Genomic DNA, 12,603 nt, shown 5'->3' on the forward strand with positions numbered 1-12,603 from the left:
GGCGTGCGCGGCCCGCGCCCCGCCCGGCGCGCCACCGGCACCGGGCTGCGCGCCGCGCTGGCCCGGCTGACCCTGGGCCGGTACGGGAAGCTGCCCGCCGTGCCGCGGATCGACGGCCGCGGGCCCAACACCCGGCTGGCCCGCACCGTACTGCTGCCCACCGGGCTGACCTGCGCCGTGCTGGCCGCCCCCGGGCTGGCCCGGAACGTGCTGCTGACCGCCGTCGACCGGCGGGCCCGCCTGGCCCGGGTCCTGCGGGCCGCGCCTGGCCCGCCGCCCGGTCGGCGCGGGCAGCCCCTGGGCGGGCACCAACCGGGCGTCCGCCGCGGTCGGCCCGTCAGGACCGACGGCCCCGGCCGCCTGGCCCGCACCGGGCGCGGCCGTCCGGCCACCCGCGGGCAACGCCACGGCACCGCCGGCAGCCACCGCCGCGCCCGGCCCGGCACCCGACTCCGTACCGCCGTCGCCGCCACCGGCCCGCCGGTGCGGTCGGGCCCGCCGCTGCCCACCACTGGGCTCGTCCACGCCGGGCGCACCAGCAGCCCCGGGCGCACCAGGCCCACCGGCCGTACCGGGCCCCACGGGAATCCCCGGGCCCATCGGAATGACCCCGGCCCCGGCTGCCCCAGCCGTCCCGGCGCCACCGCTCACACCGCCGGCCGCCCCGGCCCCACCGCTGCCACCAACGCCACTGCCCCCACTCGGCTGCGCGGGCGCCTCCTCGGCCGGATCGCGCCGGGCCCGCCGGCGCCCCGTCGGCCGCGGCTGCGCACCGGAATCACCCTCGCCACCAGCGCCAGCGCCAGCACCGACGCCGCGTACCGCGAGCCCCGTACCGCCGCCCTGCGTCCCGTCCACGCCGCGCACCGGTAGGCCCGCGGCACCGCCTGCCGTACCGCCTGCCGCACCGTCACCGCCGGCCACCGGCGCCCGCCGGGCCCGCCGCCCGGACGGCTGCTGCGCACCGGCCGCCTCCGCGCCGCCCGCGCCGGGCCCCGCGCCGTCCGCGGCCCCGGCGCCGTCCCCGGCGCCCGCCGCGCCGGCAGCACCCGCCACACCCGCAGCTCCAGCCGGACCGCCCGTACCCCGCGCCGGCTCCTTCGGCACCGGCATCACGGTGGTGGCGTTGTCCTCGACCGGTACCCGCACCGCGCCCGTGCTGTCGTCCGTGTCGGCCCGGCCGCTGGTCAGCGGCTTGCCGTCGGCGGAGAGCGGTACTTCGAGCACGTACGCGCTGCCGCCCATGCCGGGCATTTCGTGCGTCTGGAGCACCCCGCCGTGCTTGCGGACGATTCCGCGCACGATCGGCTCGTGCACCGGGTCGCCGCCCGGGTGCGGGCCGCGCACCTCGATCCGTACGACGTCGCCGCGCTGCGCCGCGGCCACCACGATCGTCGAGTCGCCGGGGGCGGCTGCGGTCGCGTTGCCGGTCGCGTCGAGGCCGGCCACGTCGGCGATCAGATGGGCCAGCGCCTGCGCCAGCCGGACCGGGTCCACCTCGGCCTCGATCGGCGGCGCGTGCACCGCGAACTGGGCCCGCCCCGGCCCGATCAGCTCGATCGCGCCCTCGACGCCGGCGGCCACCACGGTCTCCAGCGAGACGACGGAACGGTCGAGCCGCTCCTTGCCCGCGGCCAGCCGCTGGTAGCTGAGGACGTTGTCGACCAGGGTCGTCATCCGGGCGTAGCCGGCGGCGAGGTAGTGCAGGACCTGGTTGGCCTCCGGCCACAACTGCCCGGCCGGGTCGGCGACCAGCTCGCCGAGCTCGCCCCGCAGCTCGTGCAGCGGCCCGCGCAGCGACACGTCGAGGACGGCCAGCAGTTGGGCGTGGCGCGCGGCCAGCGCGTCGTAGGAGCGCCGGTCGGTGAACGTCATCACCGCGCCCACCAACTGGTCGCCGTCGCGCACCGGCGCCGTCGTCAGGTCGACCGGCACCGCCCGGCCGTCCTTCGCCCACAGCACCTGCCCGCGCACCCGGTGCTTGCGCCCCGAGCCCAACGTGTCGGCCAGCGGCGTCTCCTCGTACGGCAACGGCGTGCCGTCCGCCCGCGTGTGCTGTATCAGCGGGTGCAGCTCCTGGCCGCCGAGGTCGCTGGCCCGGTAGCCGAGGATCTGCGCGGCGGACGGGTTGACCAGCACGACCTTGCCGTCGGTGTCCACGCCCACGACGCCCTCGGCGGCGGCGCGCAGGATCATCTCGGTCTGCCGCTGCTGCCGGGCGAGTTCCGCCTCGGTGTCGAGCGTCCCGGTCAGGTCCCGCACCACCAGCATCAGCAGCTCGTCGCCGGTGTAGCCGTGGCTGTCCGCGTACGGGGTCCGGCCGTCCTCCAGGTTGGCGCTGGTGACCTCGACCGGGAACTGGGTGCCGTCGGTGCGCCGCGCCACCATCCGGGTCGGCTTGGTCCTGCCGTCCTCGCCCCGGTCGTCGCTCGGCCGCCGCATCGAACCGGGGATGCGCTTGGAGTCGAAGGTCGGCAACAGGTCCAGCAGCCCGCGCCCGACGAGCGCGGTGCCCGGCGCCTCGAAGGTCTCCAGGGCGATGTGGTTGGCGTTGACGACCGTGCCGTTGCAGTTGACGAGCAACAGGGCGTCGGGGAGGGCGTCGAGTATCGCCGCGAGGCGAGCAGCGCCTCGGGATGGCCTGCTGCTCACGACGACGCTTCCTCCCAGATCTACGCTCCGTGCGGGCACCGGGCCCGGCTTCCTCGCCCGCCCCGTGGGTGCCACTGGGGGAGGAGTCTACGGGCAGGGGCCGTCGCAGCGGTGGCGGATGTGGGGCGCACGACGCGCGGATGACGCCCGGACGAGCACGAGCCGCGGCCCCCGGACGGCGCACCCCGGGACAAACCTCGTCGGGCCCGACGCCCGCCCCCGAACCGGGACCAGCCCGACCACCGGCACCCCACCGGCGTACGGCCGGCACCCCACCGGCTCCCGACCGGCGCCCCGCCGCGCCGCGCGCCCCGCCGCCGCAGAACGCATGCCCGACCCGTCCCCCGGGGCGCGCCCCGCCCCGTACCGCCATCGCCCCGCCGGCCCCGGACAGCACCGTGCCCCCACCCGGAACGACGTCCCGAGCAGGGGCACGGCGGGGCGTGCAGCCCGCCGACGGCACATCCGTGCGACGGGTCATCGACGCCGGCCCCGCATGACGGGCCACCGCCGCCCCGCCCGCACGCCGACCCACCGCCGGCGCCCCCGAGCGCCGGGCGCGGGCCGGACCGGGGACGGCGTCCCCGTACGGAGCGCCGGGCGGCGCATCGCCCGTACGGGTCAGGTACGCGGCGTCCCGAGCAGCGCCGCGAACTTCTTCCAGCGGCTGATCTCGCACCCGTCCGCGCGCGAGAAGTCGGCCCGCACCGGCCGCCCTGACCAGCGCCCCGCCACGTGCGCCGTCGCCGGGCCGCCGTAGATCTTGGTGCACGCGGTCCCCTTCGGCACGGGCGCGAACGGGTCGGCCCCCCACACCGTCTTCTTGGACACCTCGGCGCAGGCCGCCGCGGGGTTCGGGTGGTTGCCGCCGGTGGGGTGGCAGTACAGGTCGTAGGTACGGGCGTCCGCGGCCTTGCCGGTGTCCGAGACCGTGACGACCAGGTGGTGGGCCGGGCCCGGGGCCGGGACCGGCAGCGGTTTGGCGGCGGCGGACGGGGCGGCCCCCAGTAAGGCGGGCAGCGCGGCGGCAGCGGCGGCGACGGCCACGGCCAGGTGGTGCGACGAACGGTGCGAAGACATCCAGGACTCCCGGAATCGTGCGACGAGGGGACGCGGCGCGCCCTCGTCCGACTAACGCGCCGGTGTGGCGGGCGTTGCGCAGAAACTCCGCTGCACTCCGACGAATCGCCGGAAAGCCCTATAAAAGCCACCCGGATGGCCGCGGTAAGCCTTTGCCGCCCCGTGCGAACGCCTAGTACGGTAGGCCGCGATTGGTGACAGCCCGCGAGGCTGTGCCATCATCTGCACACGCACTTCGCGCTCGCGCGAGCTGCAAGGAGGCTTCGCCTAGTCTGGTCTATGGCGCCGCACTGCTAATGCGGTTTGGGGTAACCCCCCATCCCGGGTTCAAATCCCGGAGCCTCCGCCGCGTACGAGCCCCGCCCGTCCTCCGACGAGCGGGGCTTTCGCATGCCCGACACGGCGCGGCCGGACACGGCCCGGCGCCGCGTGGCCCCGTGGCTCAACCCCGCGCCTTTGGGGCCCGCCCGCCCCTCGCCGCCGGTACGCGTGGATCCGATGCCGGTGGCGTCCGCGCGCCGGGCAGGGTGTGCCGTACGTGTGCGTGCCGTACGTACCGGGTGGGGCCGGGGCCAGTCGTGCGCGACTGGCCGTGTCGTACGCGACGGCGCGACGAAACGCGCACCGGGAGTCGGAACGGGGCCGGGAGCCAGAACGGGTCCGGGAGCCGGAGCGGGGACGGGCGCAGGCGCGGACGGGGCGGGGTAGAGGGTTGGACCGCAGGGTGTGTCCGGACGGGCCTGTCCCCCCCCCGGAACGACACCCGCACGACGCGCGGAGCGCCGACCGGACGGAGCGGGAGCATCCAACCCCACGCCCCCGGCCCCGTACGCCCCCCCTGATCATGGAACGCTGACGTTTACGCAGGTCAGAGGGGGTGAGGCAAACGGATTTCACCTCGCGGCGCAGGTCATGTAATGTTGTTCTCGCAACGCCGACCGGGCAAGAAAACGCCGGGAAGCAAGCGCTCGTAGCTTAACGGATAGAGCACTTGACTACGGATCAAGAGGTTGCAGGTTCGAATCCTGCCGAGCGCGCAGTAGCCCAGAGGGCCCTTCCATTTGATGGAAGGGCCCTCTGGCGTATGTGGTGACGTCGGCATCGACGTCAACGCCGACGGCGCCGGCCGCCGGGTGGGCGACCGCGATAAACGTTTCGGCAATGCGCGGCAGGAGTTCGCGCCCTTTGTCGTCGATCTTTGCGCCGGCGGGATCTCGCCCCGTGCGGGTAATGGCCCCGAGTGAGGGGAGGGCCCAGGGTGGTGCGCTCGCCGGGATTATGGGGCCTGTTATCGCCTTATTCGCCGATCGGGAATTCCGATGGGGGTGCGGGGGTGGGGCTTTTGGGAATTCTCGCTGATGTGCGGGCGATCACCGGCCGTCGCCCCACTGGCCTCGTTGCCGGCCCTCGCCGTCGTTCGGCCGTTGCACAGGCGGGAGTTGGGGCCCTAGGTGACTTCGCTGCACGTTGAGCGATATGCGCGTACGGCAATGGGGGAGCGGAATACGGCCGGACAGGTTACCGGGATCGGCGATTCGTTTCCCGCCCGAATGTTAAATGCGCTGTGGCATGAGAAGTTGCCTTCGTTCGCACCACGGAAAGCGTGTTCGCTAGATCGTACGGAGAACATCATGTCGCCCAAGAGAATCCCGGCTGGTGGCGACCAGTCGCAGACGACACCACCCGTTCAACAGCCGGCGGGGAAGCAGCCGACGAACTTGACGGCCGAAACCATCAAGGGAAATTTCCTCTCCGGCTTCCACGCGGAGGGCAAGTGCCGGCTGACGAGCAAGGGGAAGCCGCTGGCCTACGAGGACGTCGAGTGGTACGTCGGCGACCACGGTGTGCACCTCGGCACGTCGCAGACCAACGAAAAGGGAGTCGCCACCCTGGACGCGGGCAGCGTCAGCGACTTCGGTGACTCGATCGCCGGTGAGTTCTCCGGCTACGCGGTCAAGTACCTCGGCAACGAGCAGTATCTTCCCGCCGACGCCAAGGGGCACATCGTCCCGGTGTTCAGCATCTTCTGACGGTACGACGTGGGCTGCGGGTGCCGCGCGGAAGCGGGGCGCCCGCCCTCGTTCACGCCGGCACGCGGGGCGAACCGTTGAGGCCCCCGCCCCCGGTGCCCGCACCCACCTGACGCATCCGTTCGTCCACGTACCACCCGCCGCGGCCACCGGCGCCGCCGCGTCTCCAACTGCCTACGTGACACGGGCAGTTGACTGCTACTCACGCCACGAATGAAGGAAATCGGCATGACCATGCGCACGTCCGTCGGAGCCCTGTTGGGCGCCGCCGTCCTGTCCGCCACCGCCGCAGTCCACCCCGCGGCAGCGGCCGGGAACCTCATCAAGAACGGCACGTTCTCGGCCCCGGCCGCTCCGGCGGGGGGCGTCGTGGAGTACTACGACGGCGAGAACATCGGCGACTGGCAGGTCGCCGGCGCCGACGCGCGCGGCGGGGTGACCCTCTACAGCCGTGGTCTCACCCAGTACACGTACCAGGCGGTCGACATCGGCGCCGGCAGCATCTCCCAGGAGTTCGAGGCGGACTCGGGTTCCGTCGTCAACGTCACCTGGAAGCACGCCCGCAACACCGACCCCGCGTGCGCCAAGGACATGGGCGAGCAGTCCTACAGCGCCCAGGTGATTCCCCCGACCGCGGACCCGGTGGGCGACACGTACACCCCCATCGGCCCCCGATTCGCCTCGGTCAACAAGAGCCTCCAGTTCATCGCCGTGGACGACCACTTCACCCTGGAATTCGCCGGCCGCGCCCCCGAGGGCTGCGGTCCGCTGATCACCGACGTCGTCGCGAAGGTGGTCGGCCACGTGGTCCCTGGGCGCTGATTCGTAGCTGCTCCGCAGGTCAGGCGGCGATCGCCAAGCGGCGTTGAATGGGGGCGGGGTCTTCCGCGTGCTGCTCGGCCGCTTCCAGGGCGAACGCCGCCTGGGGGTTTTCCTGCACCAGGCGGAGCCATTGGCCGACCGTCGCCTCTTGCGGCACGGTCACCGTGTTGGTGGGCCCGAGCGGGGCCCGGGTGGACAGCACGGTGGCCAGGAACTGGTCGGTCGCGGTGATGAGGATGACGTCGTGCGAGAAGCTGGCGACGGATTCCATGACCCCCCTGGCTGGCTCGTCCTGGGCCGCGACCACCGCGACGTGCGAACCCTGGTCGTGGGTGGCTCGGTCGAGGGAGGAGAGGAAGTGCATGAGCCCGGGGATGTGCTTGCTGTCCAGCTCTTGAAGCACCCGCTTTCGGGCGGCCTCGAATCCGGGGGTGCTCGCGAAGGTGAAGGTGAGGGTGACCGAGCGGGCGAGTGCGACGTCGATCTCTGCCATTTCCTCGCGGGTGGGGTAGAGCGCACCGTCGTCGAGGCCGTGCGCGGCGAGCCATTGGTTGACTTCGCACCACAGCCACGCCTGGGACCGCCCCACCGTCCCCTCGGCGGCGGGAAAGCGGGCCCCTTGGCCCTTTCGCTGGCCCGTAACCCACTGGCTGACGTTCTGCCGCGACCGACCCGTCCGCTCCGCGATCTCGTGGACCCCCACCAGGTCACGGTCCACCCGGCAGACGCGCAGGTGCGGCACCGCAGCCTCGGCGCTGGAGACGGCTCTCATGGCTGCTTCCACCGCGGAGTCGGCCGAGCCGGTGATGCTGAGCAGGTCGACGCCGCCGGCTCGCGCCAGGAGTGCGTCGCACTCGTCGCGCAGTGCGTCGACGGCAGCCTGGTCATCAACATCTACGCCCGAGATGACAAAGGTGAAGTCATAGTCCATGAATGCCCCCTAGTCCCTCACTACCGTCGCAGAGCTGTTGCCATTCGTCAACAGTAGAACTAGGGCAAAAGGGGGCAAGAGGGCTTGTGACTAACCCCGCGGTCGACCCGTGAGGCTGCGGTTCGGCGCGTCCGGAGGTAGCGGGCAGCGGGCCGCGAGGCGGTCGACCCTGCGCGCGTGCGCTCCCTCGTTCTGTGGCGAGCCGGAGATCGGGATGGTCGTGCACGCGGCCCCGCAAGGGCAGTACAGCTTGCCCCAGTGGCCGTCCTGCCGAAGCTTCCAACCCTGAGCGACCCACTTCTCCAGGACTCTTCGCACGTCCTTCTTCGGGTGATCGGACGGCTTGAGATCGCGGCCCACCATTCCGGATCACCAGACCCGGGTTCGAGCCGCAGCCGCGCAACGCCTGCCGTTCGAATCGTTGCGGGGACGAGCTGCCCGTGCATCGGTCGCGCGGGGGTGAGCATGTGTCACGGGAGATTGCGCTCCTCTGGTGCAGGCCACGCGAGCGCGGGGGAGGCCCCGTGGGCGGGATCGCTTATGTCGAGGGGTGGTAACGCTCCGACACTAGAACGATACTCCAAGCGGTGGACATCATGGTGTAACCGGGTGTTGTCCGCTCGAAAGGGCTTGACTGCTTCCGTAACTGTGGGTAGCCCGTGCGGGGTGGGCGACCAAACCGCAACGGGTTCCCTGCTGTTGGGCGGTGCGTGTCGTGCGGCGTGAGGGCTGCACGACAGTGGGAGGTCCGGGGTGAGGGGGATTAGCCGCTCGGCTCGCGTGGCCCCCCACGCGCCGCCGCCCAGCCCTCCCACCGAACCGCGCCCCACCCAACCACCCCACCCCCGAAACCAGTTGGTGCCGCCTTCCCTCCACGGTGTTGACTCGTACACGTTCAGTAAATCGAGTTGAGGGGGTTGGGCGTGTCCCGATGGATGCGGGGGATTGCTGCTGGTGTGGCGCTTGTGGCCGTGCTGGCGGGGTGTGGGGGTGACGGGGATGGTGGAGATGGTGCGAGTGGGGATAAGCGGGGGGTTGTTGGTGGGGCTGGGCAAGGGGCGGCGGGGGCGAGCGGCGGGGAGCGGGAGGCCGGAGCCGGGGGCGTGGAGGACGGGGGGTTGTTGCTGAGTGCGGCGCAGGTGAGTCAGGCCCTGCCCGGCCGGAGCAGCGTTCCTGCGGGGTGGTCCGTGCGTACGCCGCGTACGTTGGGTGAGGCGTCGGCGCTGCGCGCCTGCCAGCAGGACACCGGTACCGCGTGCGCGGGGCTGGTGGCCGCGGGGCACTCCGAGGTCGTACGGGCCGAGGGCGGCACCTACGTGACGGTGAAGTTCGGGATCTACGCCTTCGATGCGCCCGAGAACGCGACGGTCGCGCACAAGGCGGTGGGTGCCTCGGCACGTCAACAGGCCACCGGCAAAGTGAAGATGATGCAGGTGGACGCGGGCGCCGATGAGACGGAGTCCTTCGCCGAGGTGCCCAAGTCGGCGGTGAGGGGGACGGTCAAGCAGGTCGTCATGCGGGTGGGCGGCGCCGTCGTGCGGGTGCGTTCGCTCGAACTCGATAGCGACGCCGAGTTGACGGCGCTCGCCAAGCTCCAGGTGGAGCGGGTCAGGAAGGTCGCTGCGGGTGAGAACCCCGACGCCTGAGCTGTTGGCAAGCGCACGGCCGTACGGCGTGTCCGCGTAGGACGTGTCTGTGGTGCGGCGGCCCGTCACCCGCGCCCGCGTGGGTGGCGGGTTCAGGCCGTGCGGGCCGGTCTTCGGGTCGCCAGGGCGGTCGTTGCCAGCGGGGCCGTGCACAGGGCCGATGCGGCTGCCGTGACGCGCACCTCCTGCGGGACGTCCTCGACGGTCCTGCGGTCTCCGGTGTCCGTGACGCACTCCGTGCGCAGGGTGAGGAAGTGGACGTCGTAGTCGACGACCGTGGTGTCGTGGAGTCGTACCCGGCACGGGTGGTCGGCGGGGACGGGGGCGGAGTCGGCGCCGCCGTCCTCGCCCTTGGCGAGCGTGGAGATCAGGACGAGGACGCCGAACCCGTAGGCGGCCGTGGTGATGGCCGCGCCGGCGTAGGTGAGGGCGAGTACGGTGCGGCGCCACCCCGGTTCGGGATCGGCGGCGCCCGGCAGGGCGACCTTGAGGCACCGGATGGCGAAGGCGATGACCCCCGCGGCGATGGCCAGGAACGCCGGGGCGAGGAGGAAGAGCACGCCGACCCCTTTCGGTGGGCTTGGTGATCTCGGCATCTTCTTCGTGTGGGGTGCGCGGCGGTATGGGATTGCCGGTGGATGTGTCTCAGGTCATGGTGGCTGGGCGTCGGGTGGGGCCTGGCTGGGGCGGGGCGCCGATCCCGTGGGCAGTGCGGAATGGCTGGTCAGGGCGGTGCCGCCGGGCGGCGGTGAATCGATTTCCCTCTGCGGGGACTTTCCCGTAAGGTTGCCTTTACCGACGCGGGGTGGAGCAGCTCGGTAGCTCGCTGGGCTCATAACCCAGAGGTCGCAGGTTCAAATCCTGTCCCCGCTACTTGAAGATCGAGGGCCCGGCAGTTGTTGCCGGGCCCTCGATCGTTGTGTGCGTGTGCATGGGGGCGGCTGCGTCCTTGTGCGGAGTGTCGGCGCGTTTCTGCGCGTGGCTGGGGTGTGCTCGGGTGCGACGTGGGTTGGCCGGCTGACACCCCTGGTCCTCGGTGGGCGGCTCTGACACCGTCGGCGGCATGGATCGTGGTCGGGGCGCCGGTGGTGGGTGGGACGGGATCGATGCCGGCCGATCCGGGGCGCCGTGCGGGGAGCGACCGCAGGACCGAGAGCGGGAGCAGGACCGGGACCGTGAGCGGGAGCAGGTCGTCCGGTTCTGGGTCGAGCTCGGGCTGCCGGGGCTGATCGACGTGCACACCCACTTCATGCCGGAGCGGGTGCTGGCCAAGGTGTGGGCGTACTTCGACGGCGTCGAGCCGCTGCTCGGCCGCCCCTGGCACATCACCTACCGGGACGAGGAGGACGAACGGCTCGCCACTCTGCGCGGGTTCGGCGTCCGGGCCTTCACCTCGATGGTCTACCCGCACAAGCCCGGCATGGCAGGCTGGCTCAACGACTGGGCCGCAGGCTTCGCCGCCCGTACCCCGGACTGCCTGCGGACCGGCACCTTCTACCCGGAGCCGGAGGCCGCCGCGTACGTCGGCGCGGCGCTGGCCGGCGAGGTGCGGGTGTTCAAGTCGCACGTGCAGGTGGGCGCGTACGACCCGGCCGATCCGCTGCTCGACCCGGTGTGGGGCGCGATCGCGGAGGCCGGGGTGCCGGTGGTGACGCACTGCGGGTCGGGGCCCGCGCCCGGCGCGCACACCGGGCCCGGGCCGATCGGGCGGGTGCTGGCCAGACACCCCGGGCTGCGGCTGGTCGTCGCGCACCTGGGGATGCCGGAGTACGCGGAGTTCCTCGACCTCGCCGAGCGGTACCCCGGGGTGTACCTGGACACCACGATGGCGTTCACCGACTTCACCGAGGGCCTGTTGCCGTTCCCGCGCGCCGAGCGACCGCGGCTCGCGGCGCTCGGCGACCGGATCCTGTTCGGCAGCGACTTCCCCAACATCCCGTACGGCTACCGGCACGCCCTGGACGCCCTCACCCGGCTCGACCAGGACGCGGAGTGGCTGCGCGCGGTCTGTTACGGGAACGCCGCCAGGCTGTGGGGGATCGCGGGGCCGGGCGGCGCGTGACCAACCCCGGCGGGGCTTGACCGTCCCGGCGGGTGTGACCGTTCCCGCAGGGCGTGACCACCCGCCGGGCGCTAACCCGCGAGCCGCGCCACCAGCTCGTCCTCGTCGGCCAGGAACCAGTTCTGCCGGCCGCGGTTGCTCTCCCGGACGAAGTCGCGCAGCGCCGTACTCGTCGCGGTGTGGGCCGAGACGTCGCCCAGGACGATCAGGCCGAGCCGGTAGTTGGCGAACTTCTGGATGATGTCGCCGGCGATACGGGTCTGGAGCTGGAAGAACGCGGGGTCGAGCCGTTCGACGGGGATGACCACCCACTGCGCGCCCTGGTAGCCGGCGTCACCGATGAGGTCGAGCGCGTCCTGCTCGCTGCGGATCGGCTCGCCCTCGACCGCGCAGCGCAGGACGGGCACGTCGTGGATGGTCTGCACAGTGCTCATGGTGGGACGCCTTCCGGGGCGGTGGGTTGGATGTGGGTTGGATATGTGGGTTGCAGCTTGGGCGGGTTGGGGGTTGCTCGTAGGCGTATGGGCTTACTGGCTTACGGGCCGTGGATTGGTCGGGGATTGCTCACGGGCCGGTGGGTCTGCGGCCCGCGGTGCCGTGGGTTGGTCGGCCCGTCCGCTGGCGGCCGGTGGTCAGTGGGGCTCTGGGGCCGCCTTCGTGAGGGCGGTCAGGGCCGCGGCCAGTTCGGCGCGGGTCGCCTCGTCGTGGAGGCGGCCGGTCTCCCGGTCCACCTTCGTACCGATCAACGGAATGCGGAGGCAGGCGGGTTCGACCAGGTGGGCGTGGAGCATGCCGAGCGTTTCGCGGAGCTGGTCGTGGGCGAACTCGCCGCCGGCCGGGTGTGGGGAGGCGGTGATCACGGCGGTGGGCTTGCCGACCAGTTCGCCGCTGCTGACCAGCCAGTCGATCGCGTTCTTGAGGGCGCCCGGCACGCCGTGCGCGTACTCCGGGCTCACCACGAGCAGCACATCGGCCGCGGCGACGGCGGCCCGCAGCGCCCCGACCGCCGGGTGCGGGGTGGCGTCGACCCCGTCGAGGTCCTGGTTGAAGTGCGGCAAGCTGTCGATGGCGGCGTGCGCGACGGTCCAGACCGCGGGATCGAGCCCGTCCAACGCGGTGTGCAGGACGGCGCCGTTGGACGACGTGGCGCGCAGGCTGCCGGACATCGCGAGAATGTTCATGCGCCGACGGTACGGGATGCGACGCCGGCCGTCTGCGGAGATTCCGGCGGGGTGGGTGCCGGTTGCCGGGGTGTGGGTGCCGGACGTCGGGTGGGCGCAGGGTGGGTGCTGGGGTGGTCGTCGCGGATCGTACGTGGGTTGCTCGCGGGTCCTACCCCGGTCGTACTCGGGCTGTACGTGCTGCCATCGCGTACGACCC

The 12,603-nt window shown here is 72.4% G+C and carries 11 protein-coding genes and 3 tRNA genes; 8 read left to right on the forward strand and 6 right to left on the reverse strand.

The features are described from left to right. A partial coding sequence (locus ACMA1D_RS15470; protein WP_414724549.1) for a PAS domain-containing protein occupies window positions 1-2,652 on the reverse strand: 2,652 nt, incomplete at its 3' end. A 621-nt stretch (window positions 2,653-3,273) separates the two neighbouring features. After that, complete coding sequence (locus tag ACMA1D_RS15475; protein ID WP_414724550.1) at window positions 3,274-3,732, reverse strand: SSI family serine proteinase inhibitor; 459 nt, start codon at window positions 3,730-3,732, stop codon at window positions 3,274-3,276. A 256-nt stretch (window positions 3,733-3,988) separates the two neighbouring features. On the opposite strand from ACMA1D_RS15475, the gene ACMA1D_RS15480 reads away from it, so the two are divergent. The 5 genes from ACMA1D_RS15480 (at window position 3,989) to ACMA1D_RS15500 (ending at window position 6,584) form a co-directional block, all read left to right on the forward strand. Next, a tRNA-Ser gene (locus tag ACMA1D_RS15480) sits at window positions 3,989-4,078 on the forward strand. Between the two features lie 618 nt (window positions 4,079-4,696). Then, a tRNA-Arg gene (locus ACMA1D_RS15485) sits at window positions 4,697-4,769 on the forward strand. 27 nt (window positions 4,770-4,796) lie between these two features. Continuing rightward, entirely contained in the window at window positions 4,797-4,976 is a 180-nt protein-coding gene (locus ACMA1D_RS15490) for a hypothetical protein (RefSeq protein ID WP_414724551.1), read from the forward strand. A gap of 387 nt (window positions 4,977-5,363) precedes the next feature. After that, entirely contained in the window at window positions 5,364-5,762 is a 399-nt protein-coding gene (locus ACMA1D_RS15495; protein ID WP_414724552.1) for a hypothetical protein, read from the forward strand. A gap of 228 nt (window positions 5,763-5,990) precedes the next feature. Then, window positions 5,991-6,584, forward strand: coding sequence for a DUF642 domain-containing protein (locus ACMA1D_RS15500; protein ID WP_414724553.1), 594 nt, complete (start codon window positions 5,991-5,993; stop codon window positions 6,582-6,584). A gap of 19 nt (window positions 6,585-6,603) precedes the next feature. Here ACMA1D_RS15500 and ACMA1D_RS15505 read toward each other — a convergent pair whose 3' ends face one another. Beyond that, window positions 6,604-7,515 (reverse strand): helix-turn-helix transcriptional regulator, encoded by a 912-nt coding sequence (locus ACMA1D_RS15505; protein WP_414724554.1) that lies wholly within the window; start codon window positions 7,513-7,515, stop codon window positions 6,604-6,606. A 1,187-nt stretch (window positions 7,516-8,702) separates the two neighbouring features. Between ACMA1D_RS15505 and ACMA1D_RS15510 the strand changes: the two genes are divergently transcribed. After that, window positions 8,703-9,161 carry a hypothetical protein gene (locus tag ACMA1D_RS15510; protein WP_414724555.1) on the forward strand — a complete coding sequence of 153 codons (459 nt, stop codon included), beginning with the start codon at window positions 8,703-8,705 and terminating at the stop codon, window positions 9,159-9,161. A gap of 92 nt (window positions 9,162-9,253) precedes the next feature. Here ACMA1D_RS15510 and ACMA1D_RS15515 read toward each other — a convergent pair whose 3' ends face one another. After that, on the reverse strand, window positions 9,254-9,721 hold the full coding sequence (locus tag ACMA1D_RS15515) for a hypothetical protein (protein ID WP_414724556.1): 468 nt from the start codon (window positions 9,719-9,721) through the stop codon (window positions 9,254-9,256). Window positions 9,722-9,960: 239 nt separating this feature from the next. Here ACMA1D_RS15515 and ACMA1D_RS15520 point away from each other — a divergent pair. Both ACMA1D_RS15520 and ACMA1D_RS15525 read left to right on the forward strand, forming a co-directional pair. Next, window positions 9,961-10,034: transfer RNA gene (locus ACMA1D_RS15520), tRNA-Met, on the forward strand. Window positions 10,035-10,224: 190 nt separating this feature from the next. Further along, window positions 10,225-11,223 (forward strand): amidohydrolase family protein, encoded by a 999-nt coding sequence (locus ACMA1D_RS15525; protein ID WP_414724557.1) that lies wholly within the window; start codon window positions 10,225-10,227, stop codon window positions 11,221-11,223. Between the two features lie 71 nt (window positions 11,224-11,294). On the opposite strand, the gene ACMA1D_RS15530 is transcribed toward ACMA1D_RS15525, so the two are convergent. Both ACMA1D_RS15530 and ACMA1D_RS15535 read right to left on the reverse strand, forming a co-directional pair. Continuing rightward, window positions 11,295-11,657, reverse strand: coding sequence for a DUF4180 domain-containing protein (locus tag ACMA1D_RS15530; protein WP_414724558.1), 363 nt, complete (start codon window positions 11,655-11,657; stop codon window positions 11,295-11,297). A gap of 198 nt (window positions 11,658-11,855) precedes the next feature. Further along, complete coding sequence (locus ACMA1D_RS15535) at window positions 11,856-12,404, reverse strand: NADPH-dependent FMN reductase (RefSeq protein ID WP_414724559.1); 549 nt, start codon at window positions 12,402-12,404, stop codon at window positions 11,856-11,858. Window positions 12,405-12,603 lie beyond the last annotated feature (199 nt).

It is taken from the genome of Streptomyces sp. 796.1, from assembly GCF_047525675.1.
Lineage (GTDB): Bacteria > Actinomycetota > Actinomycetes > Streptomycetales > Streptomycetaceae > Streptomyces.

Coding starts and splice junctions, on each gene's coding strand:
- ACMA1D_RS15475 (WP_414724550.1), bottom strand. CDS start 3,732: ATGTCTTCGCACCGTTCGTCGCACCACCTGGCCGTGGCCGTCGCCGCC.
- ACMA1D_RS15490 (WP_414724551.1), top strand. CDS start 4,797: ATGGAAGGGCCCTCTGGCGTATGTGGTGACGTCGGCATCGACGTCAAC.
- ACMA1D_RS15495 (WP_414724552.1), top strand. CDS start 5,364: ATGTCGCCCAAGAGAATCCCGGCTGGTGGCGACCAGTCGCAGACGACA.
- ACMA1D_RS15500 (WP_414724553.1), top strand. CDS start 5,991: ATGACCATGCGCACGTCCGTCGGAGCCCTGTTGGGCGCCGCCGTCCTG.
- ACMA1D_RS15505 (WP_414724554.1), bottom strand. CDS start 7,515: ATGGACTATGACTTCACCTTTGTCATCTCGGGCGTAGATGTTGATGAC.
- ACMA1D_RS15525 (WP_414724557.1), top strand. CDS start 10,225: ATGGATCGTGGTCGGGGCGCCGGTGGTGGGTGGGACGGGATCGATGCC.
- ACMA1D_RS15530 (WP_414724558.1), bottom strand. CDS start 11,657: ATGAGCACTGTGCAGACCATCCACGACGTGCCCGTCCTGCGCTGCGCG.
- ACMA1D_RS15535 (WP_414724559.1), bottom strand. CDS start 12,404: ATGAACATTCTCGCGATGTCCGGCAGCCTGCGCGCCACGTCGTCCAAC.